The organism is Microbacterium sp. Y356 (genome assembly GCF_059445355.1).
The window spans coordinates 130,880-148,783 of sequence record NZ_JCAIUE010000004.1 but is presented as its reverse complement, the minus strand read 5'-3'; the positions used below and the strand labels follow the sequence as shown (position 1 = coordinate 148,783).

The following is a 17,904-nucleotide window of genomic DNA, read 5'->3' as shown; positions in this document are numbered from 1 at the left end:
CCGGATGCTCAGCATCCGGGGTTTCTTCGTATAAAAGCTGGCGTCAGACTTCGCGCACGATACCGAGAGGCGTCGATTCGCGTCCCTGCCCCAGTGGATTGTCACCGAGCACCTTGACGAGGCGCTGTTCGCCAGCCTTGTCAAGAGTTGAACCGAGGATGTTGCCGCCGAGATCGTTGATGTCGACGACGGCGACATCCGCAGTGCCGCCGATGAGCTTCTTCACGTGCAAAGCGACGCCATCCGGATCGTTCGGTCCCAGCACGACCGCCTCGTTGTACGGCGGGATGGTGTGCTTAGTTGGGCCGTCGATCGCACGGGCTTTGTCACCGGCGATGCGATAGAAGTCGCCCTTACGACCGAATGCCTTGGTCACCGCCGAGACGGCAGCCGCGAAAAGGATGCGCGGTGTACCGCACTCTCGCAGAGCCATCTCCATCGTCTCTGGCATGCCCAGACCGATGCCGTACGGCGTGCGAGTGACGTACTTAGACAGAAACAGTGCGAGCTTGCGGGGCTTGATCTCATCGAGCCGAAAGGACCGGCCCTGCGTGATCGCGACGATCTTCTCGGTGACGAAGAGCAGGTCGCCTGGTTGCACTGCGGCAGCTGCGTACTCCGTGATGATCTCGTCGAGATTGTCATCGGGCATGACGACGCGCGTACGCAGCGGGATGCGCGCGTACTTCTTACCATCGACGCTCGTCTCGAGCGCCTTGCCGTCGTTCGCCTGGCTCATTCGAGGTAGTCGCGCAGCGACTGCGAGCGGCTCGGGTGACGAAGCTTCGCCATCGTCTTCGACTCGATCTGACGGATGCGCTCGCGCGTCACGCCGAAGGTGTCACCGATCTGGTCGAGCGTCTTCGGCTGACCGTCACCGAGGCCGAAGCGCATGCGGATCACGCCGGCTTCACGCTCGGATAGCGAGTCAAGCAGCTGCTCGAGCTGACGCTGAAGCATGGTGAAGCCCACTGCGTCAGCAGGCACGACAGCCTCGGTGTCCTCGATGAGGTCACCGAACTCGCTGTCACCGTCTTCACCGAGAGGCGTGTGCAGCGAGATGGGCTCGCGCCCGTACTTCTGCACCTCGACGACCTTCTCCGGCGTCATGTCGAGCTCACGACTGAGCTCTTCCGGAGTAGGTTCACGACCGAGATCCTGCAGCATCTGTCGCTGCACGCGGGCGAGCTTGTTGATGACCTCGACCATGTGCACCGGGATGCGGATGGTGCGCGCCTGGTCAGCCATCGCGCGGGTGATCGCCTGACGGATCCACCAGGTGGCGTACGTGGAGAACTTGAAGCCCTTGGTGTAGTCGAACTTCTCGACCGCACGGATCAGGCCGAGGTTGCCCTCCTGGATCAAGTCGAGGAACTGCATGCCTCGTCCGGTGTAGCGCTTGGCGAGCGAGACCACGAGGCGGAGGTTCGCGCCGAGCAGGTGGCTCTTCGCGCGCTGACCGTCACGTGCGACCCACTGCAGATCCAGACCAAGCTGGCCGGTCTTCTCGGCGTCGGTCATGTCCGAAAGCTTCTCTTCGGCGAACAGACCGGCTTCGATACGCATCGCGAGTTCGACTTCTTCGGCCGCGTTCAGCAGCGCGACCTTGCCGATCTGCTTCAGGTAGTCCTTGACCGGGTCAGCTGTAGCACCGGTGATCTGCGTCGAGTAGACGGGGACGTCGTCTTCATCCTTGGATGTGAGAACGATGGCGCCGGTCGGCAGCGGCTCGCTGAAGACAGGCTTCTTGTCGTCTTCATCCGCATCGTCGGCGACGGCATCCGCATCAACGGCATCATCTTCGACGAGGTCATCGGCCTTCTTGCGCTTGACGGGGGCCTTCTTCGCCACCGGCTTCTTCGCGGCAGGAGCCTTCGCTGCTGCAGGAGCCTTTGCGGCGGGAGCCTTCTTCGCAGCAGGCTTCTTCGCAGCAGCGGGGGTCTGTTCGGGTTCGACAGCAGCAGGCTCGACAGCTTCGCCCTCGGCTACGGTCTTGGTCGTCCGGGAGTTTTTGGTCGCGGCAGGAGTCACGTTTCGCCTTTCACGGGGCAGCGTGCCCGCCCCGGGACATTTCGGACACTAGTAAGACCCTTGTCAAGTCATCAGCCTTGCGGCAAATGATTGACAACGGGTCAGACAACCAGTATGTCACACGAATGGGCAGACCGATGCATCGAACAACCTGAGATCAGGAACGTGAACGTTTATCGTCGTCGCCCGGTGGGCGCGTGGCCAGATAGCGTTCAAGTTCTGCAGCCAGTTCATCTGCGCTCGGCAGATCCCGTTCATCAAACCCGCCTTCGTCGAAGCGGTCCAGATCATCAGGGTTGCGCCCGGCCATATAGGCGTCGTAACGGTTCTCGAGTGTACTAACCATCTGGCGCAACTCGTCATTGTTCGCGACTTGATCGTTCACCTTGCCGAGGTACTCCTCACGGCTCTCCCGCAAGTCGTCGAGAGCAAGCACGATACCGGTCGCGCTCATCACACGGTCAGCGGCAGCGATGACAGCATCGGGGTTCTCGGTCTCTGCCAGGTAATGCGATACGAGCAGCACGAAGCCGACCACTCGGTCGCCGCGCTCTGCGAAGCGGTACTCAAGCAGATGCCCTGCCGTGGCGGGTACCTGCGTACGCGGGCGCCAGACGGAAAGGCTCGCGGTCAACTCTTTGCGATTGCCGCTGACCGTCGTGCTGATCGGTCGAGTGTGCGGAACCGGCATCGCGATCGAGTGCACCCAGCTGACGCCGGACACACTGAGTTCCTCGGCAAGATCGAGGATCGTCTGCGTAAACGCATTCCACGCGAAGTCCGGCTCATACCCAGAGAGCAGCAGGAACTGCTGACCCAGAGTGTCGTGCGCCAAAGACAGTTCGAGCCGCGCAGGCCGGAACTCGGTCAGGTGGTCCTGTTCGAACACGATGATCGGACGCCGCGCGCGGTAATCAAGAAGTACATCGTTGTCGAAGATCACGATGGGCTGCGGGTCACTCACATCCTGCAGGTGGTCGATGAGCCCGGACACGGCGTTGCCTGCATCCGTGAATCCAGTCAGAAGGATCACCAGTGGAAGTCCCTGCGGGACGGCGGGGACGTTCGCGACACGTTCGTACAGCTCTCCGGAGACGGGCATGCATCCATGCTACGAGCCGAGGAACCTCGAGGGGGCGGCAACGTGATGCTCAGAGCGAACAGATCTGGGGGCACAGACCGACAGGGCGCATAGGATGAATGCATGACGCTTCCTGCGCTCTCGCACACAATTGATCCATTTCCCGGGGGCGCTGCCGACGCAGCAGTGCTCGTCGTTCCGGACACCACCGCGTTCCCGCAGGCTTTGGATGCGTATCCCGGTCTCGCAGAGGTACTGAGCGGAATTGGCTTCACTGGAGCCACCTCGGCATTCGCCCGCGTTCATCTGCCTTCTCTCACTGATCTCCCCTTCGCCGTAGTCGGATCCGGCAGTAAGGCAAGCGCCGCCTCTGTCCGTGATGCTGCTGGCGTGGCGCTGCGCACGCTGACCGGATTCGAGAAGGTCGCGCTCGGTCTTGCCGGCCCACTCGATGAGTTCGCGGCAGCGGCCGCTGAAGGTGCCGCGTTCGGCGGATACCGGTTCGAGGGGTACCGCGCGAAGCCCGGGAAGACACGCGCAACTGCTGTCACCGTGCACAGCGCAACGATCACCGACGACGACATCTCCCGTGCACGGATTCTCGGCGAGGCGCTTGCACTCGTCAAGGATCTCGTCTCGGTACCTGCCGAGTGGCAAAGCCCTGCCGACCTCGCACAGAGCGCAGTCGACGCCGTCGCCGGTCTGGATGTCACCGTCGAAGTGCTCGACGAAGTGGCTCTTGCCTCGCAGGGATTCGGCGGCGTTCTCGGTGTGGCTCAGGGTTCTGACCGCCCGGCGCGCGTCGTTCGCCTCGAATACTCCCCCGCCGATGCTGGTCGGCATATTGCCTTGGTCGGCAAGGGAATCACCTTCGACACGGGCGGGCTCTCGCTGAAGCCTGCTGCCAGCATGGTCGGCATGAAGTTCGACATGGCAGGCTCCGCCACCGTGCTTGCCGCTCTTCGTGCGATCGCCGAGCTTCGTGTGCCGGTGCGCGTCACCGCGTGGATGCTGATCACCGACAACATGCCCTCCGGGAAGGCGACGCGCCCCGGCGACGTTCTGCGGGTACTGGACGGCACGACCGTCGAGGTGCTGAACACGGACGCTGAGGGCAGGCTTGTCCTCGCCGACGGACTGGTAGCGGCCAGCCGCGACAAACCCGACGTGATCTTCGATGTCGCGACTCTCACCGGAGCGATCCTGGTGGCACTCGGCCACCGGCACACCGGCGTTATGGGCGATGACGCTGCCGTCAGCAAGTACCTCGCCGCTTCGGAGACGGCCGGCGAACTCGCCTGGCCGCTGCCGCTGCCGGAATACATGGAGGACAGCCTTGACTCCCCCATCGCCGACATGATCAACGCCAACATGAGCGACCGTGCCGGTGGCTCATTGTTCGCAGGCCTCTTCCTGCAGCGTTTCATCGGCCGCACCAGCGATGCAGAAGATGCTCCGCGCATTCCATGGGTGCACCTCGACGTTGCCGGATCCGCTGAGCACAACAGCGCACCGTTCGGCTTCACTGACAAGGGCGCAACGGGCGCCACCGTCCGCTCGCTGGTTGCATTCGCTGAAGCAACTGCCAAGGAGGCATGATGACCACCCACACCTTCGACATCGTCGTGCTGGGCGGCGGGAGCGGTGGGTACGCCGCCGCCCTGCGGGCAGCCGAACTCGGCAAGAGCGTCGCCCTCATTGAGAAAGACAAGGTCGGTGGCACCTGCCTTCATCGCGGCTGCATCCCGACGAAGGCTCTGCTGCACGCTGCCGAGGTCGCAGACCACGTCCGTGACGCGGCAGCTGTCGGTGTCACGGCGACGTTCGAAGGGGTCGACGCCGCTGGTGTGCGCGCATACCGCGAGAACATCGTCGCGAAGAAGTTCAAGGGCCTCGAGGGCCTGATCAAGGCGCGTGGCATCACCACCGTCGCCGGCACCGGCCGACTGAATGCGGATCGCAGCGTGAGCGTCGGCGACGACACGTACGTGGGCGCCGATGTCGTGCTCGCCACAGGCTCGTACAGCCGCTCGTTGCCCGGTTTGGACATCGGCGGACGCGTCCTCACCAGCGAAGAGGCGCTTGCACTCGATGTCGTTCCGGAGCGCGTTCTCGTGCTCGGCGGCGGCGTCATCGGAGTCGAATTCGCCAGCGTGTGGCGCTCCTTTGGTGCCGAGGTCACCATCATCGAGGCTCTGCCTCATCTGGTTCCCAACGAAGACATCGCGCTCAGCAAGGGACTGGAACGGGCATTCCGACGTCGCGGCATCAAGTACTCCCTCGGCACGCGTTTCCAGTCCGCGACGCAGGATGACTCCAGTGTGACTGTCACTCTCGAAGACGGTCAGAGCTTCAGCGGTGAGTACCTACTCGTCGCTGTTGGGCGCGGACCCGTCACCGCAGATCTCGGATTCGAGGATGCCGGAATCACGTTGGATCGAGGATTCGTCACCGTCGACCCAGAGCTTCGCACCGGTGTTCCCGGAGTCTGGGCCGTCGGCGACATTGTTCCTGGACTCCAACTGGCGCACCGCGGCTTCCTGCAGGGAATCGCCGTTGCAGAGCGCATTGCCGGGCTCTCGCCCGCGCCGATCCCCGAATCGCAGATCCCCAAGATCACCTACTGCAACCCCGAGGTGGCATCGGTGGGAGTCACCGAAGAGGCCGCCATCGCGGAGCACGGTGCGGACGCGGTCGTATCCTATGAATACAATCTCGCCGGAAACGGCAAGAGCGAGATCATCGGCACAAGCGGCCTCGTCAAGGTCGTCCGGCTGAAGGACGGGCCTATCGTGGGTATGCACCTTCTCGGCGATCGTGTGGGAGAACTCATCACTGAGGGCCAGCTCGCAGTCGCCTGGGAAGCACATCCCGAAGATCTCGCCCCGCTCATTCATGCGCACCCCACGCAAAGCGAGGCCTTGGGCGAGGCATTCCTCGCACTCGCCGGAAAACCATTGCACGCCCTCTGAACACCAATCGGTGTCAGGGTCACTAAGCTGAGTACGTCACAAACATTCTTGAAGGAGACTCCGTCATGAGCACATCCGTGGTCCTCCCCGCTCTCGGTGAGAGCGTCACAGAGGGTACGGTTACCCGCTGGCTGAAGCAGGTGGGAGACTCCGTCGAGGCGGATGAAGGCCTGCTGGAGATCTCGACCGACAAGGTCGACACCGAGATCCCTTCGCCAGTCGCCGGCATCGTCGAGGAGATCCTGGTCGCCGAAGACGACACCGTTGAGGTAGGCGCACTTCTGGCCCGAATCGGCGATGGCAGCGGTGCCGCACCCGCTGCGGATGCTCCGGCAGCCGCAGAGCCCGCAGCCGAGGCCGCGCCCGCACCTGAAGCGGCACCCGCCGAGGCAACCCCCGCACCTGAGGCAGCGCCCGCTGCTGAGGCTGCGCCGGCCCAGGCTGCGCCCGCTGGCGACTCGACCGACATCGTGCTCCCTGAGCTTGGTGAAAGCGTCACCGAGGGCACCGTCACCCGTTGGCTGAAGCAGATCGGCGATGAAATCGCCGTCGATGAGGCACTGCTGGAGATCTCGACCGACAAGGTCGACACCGAGATTCCCTCGCCGGTTGCTGGCATCCTGCAGGAGATCCTTGCTGCGGAAGACGAGACCATCGCCGTTGGCAGCGTTCTCGCCCGTGTTGGTTCTGGCGCACCCGCAGCGGCGGCCCCGGTCGCTGCTCCGGCACCTGCTGCAGAAGCTCCCGCTGCCCCGGCAGCGCCTGCTGCCGCACCGGCACCCGCCGCACCGGCTGCTGCCCCAGCGGCGCCGGCGGCCACACCTGCTCCGGCGGCTCCCGCGGCCGCACCTGCTCCGGCAGCTCCTGCCCCGGTTGCTCCCGCTGCCGAGAGCAACGACGGCATCTACGTCACCCCGCTTGTGCGTCGTCTCGCATCCCAGCAGGGTGTCGATCTGGCGAGTGTCACTGGATCCGGCGTCGGCGGACGTATCCGTAAGGAAGACGTTCTGAAGGCTGCTGAAGCCAAGAGCACTGCTCCGGCCACAGCTCCCGCTGCGGCTGCCCCGGCACCGCTCGAGGTTTCGCCGTTGCGCGGCACAACCCAGCCGATGTCGCGTCTTCGCAAGGTGCTCGCAAAGCGCGCGGTTGAGTCGATGCAGCAGACGGCACAGCTGACCACCGTGGTTGAGGTGGACGTCACTGGCGTGGCGAACTACCGCGACAGCGTCAAGGCCGAGTTCCTGCAGAAGACGGGCGACAAGCTCTCCTTCCTGCCGTTCTTCGCGCTTGCTACCGCGGAAGCTCTGCAGGCGTTCCCGATCGTCAACTCCACTGTCGACGGCGAGAACATCGTCTACCCGGCGACGGAGAACATGTCGATCGCTGTTGACACCGAGCGTGGTCTTCTTACGCCGGTGCTGCGCGACGCCGCATCGAAGAGCATCGCTCAGATCGCGCACGAGATCGCTGACCTCGCTGCTCGCACACGCGACAACAAGTTGAAGCCCGACGAGCTCGCCGGTGGCACGTTCACGCTGACCAACACCGGTTCGCGTGGCGCGCTGTTCGACACGCCTGTCGTGTTCCTGCCGCAGTCCGCGATCCTCGGCACCGGCACGGTCGTCAAGCGCCCGGGCCTGGTCAAGGTCGATGGCGTCGACGCGATTGCTGTCCGTTCGTACGTTTACCTTGCGCTGTCGTACGATCACCGCATCGTCGACGGTGCAGACGCTGCACGCTTCCTCGGGGCGATCAAGACTCGTCTTGAGGCTGCGAACTTCGCGGGCAACCTCGGCGCCTGACCACAGGCACGCACTCACTCTGGCTGGTGCGCGACGTCATACACGTCGCGCACCAGCCAGATGTCGTTCTGGCGCTCTAGCACTAGCATCTGCTCTCCTGCCGCCGAAGCATCTCCGCCCACCGGGGTGAGTCTGATGACGGCCACGTCTCCATAGTCATCGACCAAAGCCGCTGTGCTCGCGTGCGAACCGGCGCTTGCTGCACCGTCCGTCGGCATCGGAGCGCCTTCCGCGACCGCGTCGAGACACTGCTCTGCCTCTGCCTTCACGCAGGCTAGGATCGCCTCCAGCAAGGCGGGGACGGCGCCCAACGCATCCACTTCGGCCATTGGCGCCTCAACGGGGTCTACCGGACGCGGCGATTCATCTACGGGTGGAGATCCCGCCTGTTCCACAGATTCCGCAGGCTCGGTCCCGGCTGGCTCGGTCCCGCCTGGCTCGGGCACAACGGACTCCGTCGCCTTGGGCACCGCCACTCCTGCGTTCGCGCCGTCTGACGTGCCTCCACTCGGCCACATCAGCCCCACGACCAGCACCGCCGCAGCGAGCGATCCCGCCAGGATCAACGGTCGCCGCCTGGAAGCCTTCGGCGGGACGTCTGTCGTGCTGTTGCCACCCCGCTGGAAGCGCCCGAGCAGCGCCCTCCCCCGTTCGCTGGCAGCGACGAAAGCTTCCCTCACACGGTGAGGGAGATCGTGCTGCTGTCGCAGCGCGCTGCTTCTCGCTCGCCGGGTGCCATGTGCCTCAGATGGAACACCGACCCTCGGCATCCGGTGCGAGGCAATATCGGCTGCTCGCTCCGGCGCGAAGACGTCAAGTCGAAGCGCACGCGGTGCCGCCAGCGCGAACAGTTGCTCTTCCCAGCGCTGATCGTCATCGACGTGATGACGCGGTTGCCGTAGCGCCGCCGTGACCTCCTCGAGGATGCGCACGGTGGCACGATCCGTGTTGTGTTGCGAGACGCGCTCCACGAGAGCAGCAGTGCCTGCACGGGCCGCGCTACCGTCGCCATGCACGAACAACGGTCGCCCGTCGCTGGTCAGCCACCAAATGCCTACTGCATTGTCTGAGTCTTTTCCGAGCTCACGCATCCCTCGGAGCAGGCTCACGACGAGCGTCCCCAGCTCGCCCGCCGTGAGTTCCGCTTCAGCGGCCCGCCTGCGCCCCAAGAATGTCTCGATGCGCTGAGTGCACCATGGCAGCAGCGCATCATGACCGTTCACACGACGACGAACATCTATCACCCCACAGATGTGCTCAGAATCCGAGAATGCCCACCCGTCCCAATTGGCGAGCAACTCCGCATCCACACAGACAGACACACCGTCGTCGACCGTGACGAGAGTGCCTGCAAAAGGACCCTCCCGCCCGTCCACCGCACGGATCATTCGATGGGCCCCAGGCACCAAAGAAGAACGATCTGCGACAGCATCCGTCTCGGTCATTGCACCATCACATCTGATTCACGAGGCTGTCGGGGCGAAGACGGCCGAAATGTGGACGAATCTCCGCCACTCGAAATTGTGCAGAACCAGTGCGCCACCCGCGAACGCGCACATTCGGGGCTCGCCGACTCGGTAGTCTGTACTCATGGCTAAGAGTGCTCCAGCAACCGAGAAGCGCCCTGGGTTCTTCTCCCAGATCAAGTCCCTCTTCCGGTTCACGCGTGAGGTTTACGGCTGGCTGCCCTGGGCCCAGATCGCGATCCTGCTCGTCGGCGTGCTACTCGGCCTGGTCGCCGGATATCTGATTCCGCCCTTCCAGGTCTGGACTCTCATCCTCTGGGGTGTCACCGGACTGATGCTCGGTGTCCTCGGAGCGCTGTTCTTGATGACACGCCTGTCGACGAATGCGATGTACGCCAAGATCGACGGCATGCCCGGCGCCGCTGGGCACGTCCTGAGTTCAAGTCTCGGCCGTAACTGGCAGGCTTCAGATACCCCCGTCGGCATCAACCCGAAAACGCAAGAAGCCGTCTACCGCGCCATTGGCCGCGGCGGCATCGTCGTCGTCGGTGAAGGCGCACGCGGACGGCTCACGCGTCTCGTGAACGAAGAGCGAACCAAGGCCCAGCGCGTCGCAAACGGCGTACCCGTGCACGTCTTCTACGTCGGGCACGGGGAAGACGAGGTGGCGATCGCTGACCTCGCGAAGACAATCAAGAAGCTTCCGAAGGCGATCAACAAGACCACGCTTGCCGCCGTGATCCGCCGTATCGACTCTGTCTCGCAGTCGATCTCGTCGCTGCCGATCCCGAAGGGCATCGACCCTACGAAGGCCCGCGCGCAGCGCCCTCGTTGAGTTGAGCTGGCCCTCGTTGAGCTGAGCTCAGTTCAACTCAGAGGTGCTGTGGGGGAAGGCGACGCACCTTCGCACGACGCCGACGGCGCTCAGGGATCATCCCGCGCATCTCGTCGAGCTTTCCGAAGCAGAGAAGACGATCGTCTGCCTCGAGAACAATGTGCTTGCGGGGGTTCGGAATCACATTGACCCCGCGGTGCAACGTGAGCACCGTGATGTCGCGCTCCCACAGGCCCGATTCCCCCAGCGTCCTACCGACGAGTTCTGCGGCGTTGTGCACGAGCAGCTCGGCAACGCCGTATCCCGTCGACACGGTGAGCCGCTGACGTACATCGATCTCCGGGAACGCCACCTGCGCCGAGATGTAATCGATGATGGCGCCAGCAACGTCGAGGTTCGTGGCCTGCTCAATGCCCTGCAGGCCCGGTGACGAGTTGACTTCCATCACCAGCGGACCGTCGTCGCCCTCGAGCATGTCGACACCGGCGACGCGCAGGCCCATGATCTGTGCCGAACGCACTGCGGCCTGCTCATAGATCGGATCGAGTTCCACGGGCTCCACGCTGCCGCCGCGATGCACGTTGGAGCGGAACTCATCGCCGGCCGCAACGCGCCGCATGGCCGCAACCACACGATCCCCGACGACCAGAGCCCTGATGTCTCGCCCCCGGCTCTCGGCGATGAACTTTTGAATGAGCACGTTCTGCTTTGTGGAGTGCAATGTCTCGATGATGGCTTCGGCGACCTTGACCTGGGGAGCGAGAATCACGCCGATGCCCTGTGTTCCCTCCAGCAACTTGATGACGACGGGGGCACCGCCCACGCGCTCGATGGCCGGCCGCACATCCGCGCGATTGCGCACGAATGCGGTCGCTGGCATCGCGATGTTGTGGCGCGAGAGGATCTGATTCGCCCGGAGCTTGTCGCGAGCATTCGAGATGCCATTCGCCGTGTTGGGCGTGTAGACATCCATCTGCTCGAACTGACGCACTACAGCCGTGCCGAAGTACGTGATCGAGTTGCCGATTCGCGGCAAGATCGCATCATAGTCACTCAGTTGCCTGCCCCTAAAGTGCAGATCGGGTTCGTCCGCCGTCAGATCGATCGCGAACCTCAATGTGTTCAGCACCTTGACGTTGTGACCGCGCTGAAGTGCGGCCGCGCGGAGGCGCTGCGTCGAGTAGGCGTGCGGTGCACGCGAGAGGACTGCAAGCTTCACGAACTTTTCCTGCCAAGATGTATCGAGTGGATAGGTCTTCTCATTCAAACACTCTTACGGGGTGGCGTGAATGGGTGAGCCTGCCGGATGCGGGTGTCGACTGGATCAAAGCCAAGATCGATACCGGTGCGCGCACCTCGTCCCTGCACGCGTTCGATATTGAAGAGTTCGAACGCGAGGGTGAAGATTGGGTGCGCTTTCGAGTGAACCCATGGCAACACACCAATGCGGATGCCACATTCGTCGAATGTCCGGTCCATGATCGCCGGGAAGTGCGCAGTTCGTCTGGCCACGCGCAGAAGCGTCTTGTCGTGCTGCTCGCGATCCGTCTCGTTGACCGGCTGATCATCTCTGAGGTGACGCTGAGCAACCGTGACGAGATGGGTTTTCGGATGTTGATCGGACGCGAGGCGCTGAGACGCGGGTTCATCATCGATCCTGCGCGTTCGTTCCTCGGCGGTCGCGCACCGAAAGAGACCAGACATCGCAATCGCGGGCGTATCTGAACCGCGTCATGCGCGGATCAATACCGTTCCCACTGCCTTGTCGTGGAGGCCGCGCTGATCTGGGTCCCAGATCACTGCGGGAATAACCACCACAAGCAGCAGGGTACGCACGATGGGACGCCACAGCCCCACCCATGATCCGTTCAACATCACGAGTCGCATGCCGACCATACGGTGACCGGGGCTGCCGCCCAGTGTCGGAATGAAGACGATCTGCACGACGGCGAACACCAGCAGCGTTGCTAGCGAGTCGTACTGGAAGAACGCGATCGAAATGATCACCGCAGCGGCCCAGTCAATCGCCAGTGCCCCGATCCGACGGCCGATGCGGCCGATGCTTCCGACGCCGGCTTCGGGGAAGCCGAGACGCTCACCGGGGTACATGTTCTGAGCATCCGTCACGGGTCAAGTCTACCGGGGGTCTGTAACATGGCCGAAACAAAGAGGACACGGCGAAGTAACCCTTCCCGCCTAGCCTTCGTTAAGGTTTCCAGACCCAAATCCGCATTATCCAGGAGTGATATATGTTCACCGATTCGTCCGAGGTGCTGAGCTACATCAAGGAAAACGACGTCAAATTCCTTGACATTCGTTTCACCGATCTGCCCGGCGTTCAGCAGCACTTCAACATTCCCGCGTCGACTGTCGATGAGGACTTCTTCACGAACGGCCAGCTGTTCGACGGCTCCTCGATCCGCGGTTTCGCGAGCATCCACGAGTCCGACATGCAGCTCATCCCTGATGTGACGACGGCGTATGTCGACCCGTTCCGCGAGGCGAGCACCCTCGTGATGCTCTTCGACATCTACAACCCGCGCACCGGCGAGATCTACTCGAAGGACCCGCGTCAGGTTGCCAAGAAGGCAGAGAAGTACCTCGTCTCCACCGGCATCGCCGACACCGCGTTCTTCGCCCCCGAGGCCGAGTTCTACATCTTCGATGACGTTCGTTACTCAGTGACGGCAAACTCGAGCTTCTACAGCGTCGACTCTGAAGAAGGCGCGTGGAACACCGGCCGCGAAGAAGAGGGCGGCAACCTCGGTAACAAGACCCCGTACAAGGGTGGCTACTTCCCCGTCAGCCCGGTCGACAAGACTGCGGATCTTCGCGACGACATCACGCTCAAGCTCATCGATGCGGGCTTCATTCTCGAGCGCTCGCACCACGAGGTCGGCACCGGCGGGCAGCAGGAGATCAACTACCGCTTCGACACGATGGTCCACGCCGCCGACGACATCCTGAAGTTTAAGTACATCGTCAAGAACACCGCTGAAGAGTGGGGCAAGTCGGTGACCTTCATGCCGAAGCCGCTCTATGGCGACAACGGCTCCGGTATGCACACGCACCAGTCGCTGTGGAGCGAAGGCAAGCCGTTGTTCTACGACGAGGCCGGTTACGCACAGCTCAGCGACGTTGCCCGTTGGTACATCGGTGGTCTCCTCAAGCACGCCGATGCCGTACTGGCGTTCACGAACCCGACGGTGAACAGCTACCACCGCCTGGTCAAGGGTTTCGAGGCTCCTGTGAACCTCGCGTACTCCGCCGGCAACCGTTCCGCGGCCGTGCGCATCCCGCTGACCGGGTCGAACCCGAAGGCCAAGCGCATCGAGTTCCGCGTTCCGGATGCTTCCGGTAACCCCTACCTCGCGTTCGCCGCGCAGCTGATGGCGGGCCTGGACGGCATCAAGAACCGCATCGAGCCCCTCGCGCCGATCGACAAGGACCTGTACGAGCTTCCCCCGGAGGAGGCCAAGAACATCCCTCAGGTTCCGAACTCGCTGCTGGACTCGCTCGAGGCTCTGCGCGAAGACCACCAGTTCCTGCTTGAGGGTGGCGTGTTCACAGCAGAGCTCATCGAGACCTGGATCTCCTACAAGATCGAGAACGAGATCCTGCCGATCGCACAGCGTCCGCACCCGTTCGAATTCGAGCTGTACTACGGCGTGTAGTCGCCTAAAGCAAAAGGTCCCGCCCAGTTCATTCTGGGCGGGACCTTCGCGTTTCTGGATAGGCTCCGTGCCGCCAGACAGACGGACGTGAAGTTCAGTGCACGCGCAGCGCGCCGGGCTGCACTCGCACCTCGAATGCCGAGACCTCTCCGACCTCTTCACCGTCGACTTCAAAGGCAAGAGGCTTTTCGAGTTCAATCTTCACGCGTTCAGCTGTCAGGTGCCGTGTCGATTCCGTGCTCACCGCGCTCTCCTCGCCCTTGAAGAGCCGGCGGATGCCGTTGTCCCAGATCACCGAGCGTGCAGTGTCGAGCCATTGCAATGCGCCGTCCGCGCTCACCAGCAGCAGGTCAAGCAACCCATCGTCGACTTTGGCGTCCGGAAGCAGACGGATGCCGCCCTGCACCATCCCGCAGTTGCCGATCAGCAGCGTGTGCCCCCGCAGTTCCTGCAGTTCTCCCTCATCGATTGCCATGGTGATGCCGGTCATCTCCGTGCCGGCCATCGCACGCCCCATCGCCTCGATGTAGGCGAGCCAACCCGCACGGTTCTTCAAATCGTCATCGGTTTCCACCAGCATCTGTGCATCGACACCGAACCCCACCATGACTGCGAAGGCGCGCTCCTCACCATTGAAGGTGACCCAACCGAGGTCGATCGTCCGCGTATCGCCTGCGCTGATGCGCGCAAGCGCAGCAGGAATGTCATCAAGCGGTACCTCGAGGTTGCGCGCCAGGAGGTTCCCGGTCCCCTGCGGCACGATTGCGAGCGTTACGTCAGTTCCCGCAAGTCCCTCTGCAACGGCCCGCACAGTGCCGTCTCCGCCAACGGCGATCACGGTGGTGCATCCTGCCTTCACGGCATCCTGTGCCATGCCGAGACCAGGGTCATCCTCGCTCGTCTCCCACCACTGAACTGCATCTGATGCATCGGCAGAACCGTCGAGGTGAGCGTCAACCGCTGACCGTAACTCGCTCTCATCGATCTTCGACGGATTCCAGATGATGCCGAGCTTCGTTCCTGTCATATGTTCAGCCTGGGGCTGCTGCGGCCAAACTGCAACTCATCCGTAGAAAAGGTGCTCGAAGACGCGTCGTGCTCGTCGAGTGACACCGAAGAAGTCCTCTTCAACAGCAGTTGCCGAGCGGTCCGGGTATCCCAAAAGCCGCCCGATCGCATCCAACTCGCGGCGATCTCCTGGCAGAATGTCGCTGGTCTTTCCGGTGAGCAGTGTCATCGCCGAACGTAAACGGCTCGAGAGCAACCAGGCTTCACGGAGTAGCTCGGCGTCGTCAGCCGAGAGGAGCTCGGCGTCTACCGCCGCCTGAAGGGCGCCGAGCGTCGAGGTGGTGCGCAGTGCTGGAATGCCGTGTGCATGCTGCAGCTGGATGAGTTGCACCAGCCACTCGACGTCGCTGAGCGATCCTGGGCCCAGCTTGAGATGACGATGTGGATCGGCTCCCTGCGGAAGCCTCTCCCCCTCGACTCGGGCCTTGATCCGCTTGATCTCGCGCAAACCCTGCTGATCGACTTCCGCTGGATACCGAATGGTGTCGGCCAGCGCCGTGAACTTCTCGATCAACTGCGAACTACCGGCCACACCGCGGGCGCGCAGCAGCGCCTGTGCTTCCCACGACACCGACCAGCGGCGGTAGTACTCGGCATAGGCCGCGATAGAGCGCACGAGAGGCCCCTGACGCCCTTCAGGCCGCAGGTCCGCATCGAGGTCGAGCGGTACGCGATGATCGGTGAGGTGCTCCCGCAACCCAGAGACGAGTTTCATCGCCAGAGACTGCGCCCGTTCCGGATCGATCCCGTTCGCGTCATAGACGTAGAGAATGTCGGCATCCGATCCGAAGCCGAGCTCAGCGCCGCCGAAGCGCCCCATACCGATCACGGCGAACTCCAGCGCATCATCCTCGGCCGAGACAACCTCTCGGCGCACGGCCCGCAGCCCCGCCTGAATCGTCGCGTCGGTGATGGCGGTGAGTGCGGTTGCCAGTTCTTCGATCGTCAGGACGCCAAGGACTGCCCCCATCGCGGTGCGCAGCAGTTCGCGACGTCTCAGGGCCCGCACCGCCTTGAGCGCCGACGCCACAGAGCTGTGTCGTGTCTGGATCGCCCGTGCTTCTTCATACAGTTTGGCTTCGCCGCGCGGGCGAAGGAGCTCGGCGCTGTCGAGCCACGCCACCGATTCCGGGATCCACTCCATCAGCTCACCGACGTAGCGCGAGGATGACAGCAGCCGGGTCAAACTCTCCGCTGCTCCTGAGGAGTCACGCAGCATACGCAGGAACCAGGAGCTGTCACCCAGACGCTCGCTGATACGACGGAAAGCGAGCAGGGCATAGTCAGGATCGCTGCCTTCGGCGAACCAGCTGACCATGACCGGGATGAGGTGTCGCTGGATCGTGACCTTGCGACTGATGCCAGTGGTGAGGGCTCCGATGTGCCGGAGTGCGCCAGCGGGGTCGCGGAAACCAATCGCCGCCAGTCGGTCTCGTGCGTGCTCCGTGGTCATCGTTCGTTGGTCTTCCGGCAACTCAGCGACCGCGCTCAGAAGCGGCCGATAGAACAGCCGAGTGTGGATCTCGCGCACTTCGCGCCGCACACGCTCCCACAGCGACCAGATGCCTGCGGCATCCTCGGCGAGGCCGGTCGCTCTCGCGAGCCCCCGTAGCTCCTCTGGAGCGCGTGGCATCAGGTGTGTACGCGACAGCTCTCGCAGCTGCAGTCGGTGTTCCAGCAGACGCAGCGTGCGATAGTCGGCCGCGAACGTCGCCGCATCCTCCCGGCCGATATATCCCCCGGCGACGAGAGCATCCAGGCTCTCCAGCGTTCCCCGCGTGCGGATGCTGGGATCGGTGAGTCCATGCACGAGCTGCAACAGCTGCACTGTGAACTCGATGTCTCGCAGGCCTCCGGCGCCCAGCTTGATCTGGTACTCCGCGTCTTTCGAGTCGATGTGTTCGGTGACTCGCTCCCGCATACGTTGCACGCTGTCGACGAAGTTCTCGCGCGCCGCACTCGACCAGATCTTCGGCTGCACTGCCTCGATATACGCGTGTCCGAGTTCGGGGTCTCCGGCCAGCGGTCGCGCCTTCAGTAGCGCCTGAAACTCCCAGCTCTTGGCCCAGCGGTCGTAGTACGCCAGGTGCGACCCCAGCGAGCGAACAAGCGCCCCCTGTTTTCCTTCCGGTCGCAGGTTCGCGTCGACTTCCCACAGGGGCGGCTCGATCTCAGCCGCAGACAGAGCACGCATCGTCTCTCTCGCGAGCTTTGTCGCGATATCGATGGCGCGTCCTTCTTCGAGCCGCGATTCATCCGCGCTGCCGCCGACGAAGATCACGTCGACATCGCTCACATAGTTGAGCTCTCTGGCCCCCGCTTTGCCCATGCCGATGATGGCGAGTTGGGTGAGCGCGACGTCTTCACGAGGAACGACGTCCGACACGCGAGCCCGCGCGATCGTCAATGCGGCTTCCAGCGCGGCACCTGCAGCGTCGGCAAGCGCTGCCGAGATGGCCGCGATCCTGGATGCCGGCTCTGGGGTCGACAGATCGATGGCTGCGATCTCAGCGATCGCCCTGCGGTAGGCGATGCGCAATGCAACCCAGGCGGACTCGTCACCCGAAGAGGCGAAGCCATCTACCGCGCCCACGGCGTGCAGCATGCGCTCGGAGAGGGTCGCCTCGTTCGGCACCAGCGGCCCGACCTCGGCCAGGACCTCGAGCTGGTCTGGGTGCCGGAGGAAGAAGTCGGCGAGGCCTCTGGAAGCACCGAATACGCGCCACACATACGTGCGCGCCTCGTCAGCGCCCAGCAGTCGCCCCAGCGCTATGGGGTCACGGCGAGCCACATGCAGCATGCCTTCAGCAGCAGCATCCGGATCCGCCGCGATGGCGCCGCTGACGAGCACCTCGCGGTCGAGGCCGACCAGACCAGACAACTCTTCGAGCGCGACGACACCGGCGCTGAGCCGGGTGAAGCCAAGGCGCGCAAGCGACGACAGTGAGGATGCAGAGGCAGACCGAGCCATAGGC

At 63.5% G+C, this 17,904-nt stretch carries 14 protein-coding genes; 6 read left to right on the top strand and 8 right to left on the bottom strand.

Annotated elements, in window-relative coordinates:
• Positions 1–43: 43 nt before the first annotated feature.
• The 3 genes from AC1C2Q_RS17935 to AC1C2Q_RS17925 form a co-directional block, all read right to left on the bottom strand.
• A complete protein-coding gene (locus tag AC1C2Q_RS17935) occupies positions 44–739 on the bottom strand; it encodes a coenzyme F420-0:L-glutamate ligase (RefSeq protein ID WP_495428829.1) in 696 nt (231 codons plus the stop codon).
• Entirely contained in the window at positions 736–2,031 is a 1,296-nt protein-coding gene (locus AC1C2Q_RS17930) for an RNA polymerase sigma factor (protein ID WP_495428828.1), read from the bottom strand. Before AC1C2Q_RS17930 ends, AC1C2Q_RS17935 begins: the two co-directional genes overlap by 4 nt.
• A 157-nt stretch (positions 2,032–2,188) precedes the next feature.
• Complete coding sequence (locus tag AC1C2Q_RS17925) at positions 2,189–3,133, bottom strand: proteasome assembly chaperone family protein (RefSeq protein WP_495428826.1); 945 nt, start codon at positions 3,131–3,133, stop codon at positions 2,189–2,191.
• Positions 3,134–3,235: 102 nt separating this feature from the next.
• Here AC1C2Q_RS17925 and AC1C2Q_RS17920 point away from each other — a divergent pair, with 102 nt between their 5' ends.
• The 3 genes from AC1C2Q_RS17920 to sucB all read left to right on the top strand — a co-directional run bounded on the left by AC1C2Q_RS17920 (position 3,236) and on the right by sucB (position 7,886).
• Entirely contained in the window at positions 3,236–4,711 is a 1,476-nt protein-coding gene (locus AC1C2Q_RS17920; protein ID WP_495428825.1) for a leucyl aminopeptidase, read from the top strand.
• Positions 4,711–6,084 carry a dihydrolipoyl dehydrogenase gene (gene lpdA / locus AC1C2Q_RS17915; RefSeq protein WP_495431648.1) on the top strand — a complete coding sequence of 458 codons (1,374 nt, stop codon included), beginning with the start codon at positions 4,711–4,713 and terminating at the stop codon, positions 6,082–6,084. Before AC1C2Q_RS17920 ends, lpdA begins: the two co-directional genes overlap by 1 nt.
• Before the next feature lie 65 nt (positions 6,085–6,149).
• On the top strand, positions 6,150–7,886 hold the full coding sequence (gene sucB / locus AC1C2Q_RS17910; protein ID WP_495451229.1) for a 2-oxoglutarate dehydrogenase, E2 component, dihydrolipoamide succinyltransferase: 1,737 nt from the start codon (positions 6,150–6,152) through the stop codon (positions 7,884–7,886).
• Between the two features lie 14 nt (positions 7,887–7,900).
• Here the strand turns inward: sucB and AC1C2Q_RS17905 are convergent, their stop codons facing one another.
• Entirely contained in the window at positions 7,901–9,331 is a 1,431-nt protein-coding gene (locus AC1C2Q_RS17905; protein WP_495451228.1) for a hypothetical protein, read from the bottom strand.
• Positions 9,332–9,476: 145 nt separating this feature from the next.
• On the opposite strand from AC1C2Q_RS17905, the gene AC1C2Q_RS17900 reads away from it, so the two are divergent.
• A complete protein-coding gene (locus AC1C2Q_RS17900; protein WP_495428821.1) occupies positions 9,477–10,187 on the top strand; it encodes a DUF4191 domain-containing protein in 711 nt (236 codons plus the stop codon).
• Positions 10,188–10,224: 37 nt separating this feature from the next.
• Here AC1C2Q_RS17900 and AC1C2Q_RS17895 read toward each other — a convergent pair whose 3' ends face one another.
• On the bottom strand, positions 10,225–11,406 hold the full coding sequence (locus AC1C2Q_RS17895) for a RimK family alpha-L-glutamate ligase (RefSeq protein ID WP_495428820.1): 1,182 nt from the start codon (positions 11,404–11,406) through the stop codon (positions 10,225–10,227).
• A gap of 17 nt (positions 11,407–11,423) precedes the next feature.
• Between AC1C2Q_RS17895 and AC1C2Q_RS17890 the strand changes: the two genes are divergently transcribed.
• Positions 11,424–11,912 carry an ATP-dependent zinc protease family protein gene (locus tag AC1C2Q_RS17890; RefSeq protein ID WP_495428819.1) on the top strand — a complete coding sequence of 163 codons (489 nt, stop codon included), beginning with the start codon at positions 11,424–11,426 and terminating at the stop codon, positions 11,910–11,912.
• A 6-nt stretch (positions 11,913–11,918) separates the two neighbouring features.
• On the opposite strand, the gene AC1C2Q_RS17885 is transcribed toward AC1C2Q_RS17890, so the two are convergent.
• Positions 11,919–12,296, bottom strand: a complete 378-nt coding sequence (locus tag AC1C2Q_RS17885; protein ID WP_495451290.1) for an RDD family protein — start codon at positions 12,294–12,296, stop codon at positions 11,919–11,921.
• 140 nt (positions 12,297–12,436) lie between these two features.
• On the opposite strand from AC1C2Q_RS17885, the gene glnA reads away from it, so the two are divergent.
• On the top strand, positions 12,437–13,861 hold the full coding sequence (glnA, locus tag AC1C2Q_RS17880; protein WP_495428818.1) for a type I glutamate--ammonia ligase: 1,425 nt from the start codon (positions 12,437–12,439) through the stop codon (positions 13,859–13,861).
• A 94-nt stretch (positions 13,862–13,955) separates the two neighbouring features.
• On the opposite strand, the gene AC1C2Q_RS17875 is transcribed toward glnA, so the two are convergent.
• Both AC1C2Q_RS17875 and AC1C2Q_RS17870 read right to left on the bottom strand, forming a co-directional pair.
• Positions 13,956–14,888: a diacylglycerol/lipid kinase family protein gene (locus AC1C2Q_RS17875; RefSeq protein ID WP_495451227.1), complete on the bottom strand. Its 933-nt coding sequence runs from the start codon at positions 14,886–14,888 to the stop codon at positions 13,956–13,958.
• Between the two features lie 36 nt (positions 14,889–14,924).
• Entirely contained in the window at positions 14,925–17,900 is a 2,976-nt protein-coding gene (locus tag AC1C2Q_RS17870) for a bifunctional [glutamine synthetase] adenylyltransferase/[glutamine synthetase]-adenylyl-L-tyrosine phosphorylase (protein ID WP_495451226.1), read from the bottom strand.
• Positions 17,901–17,904 lie beyond the last annotated feature (4 nt).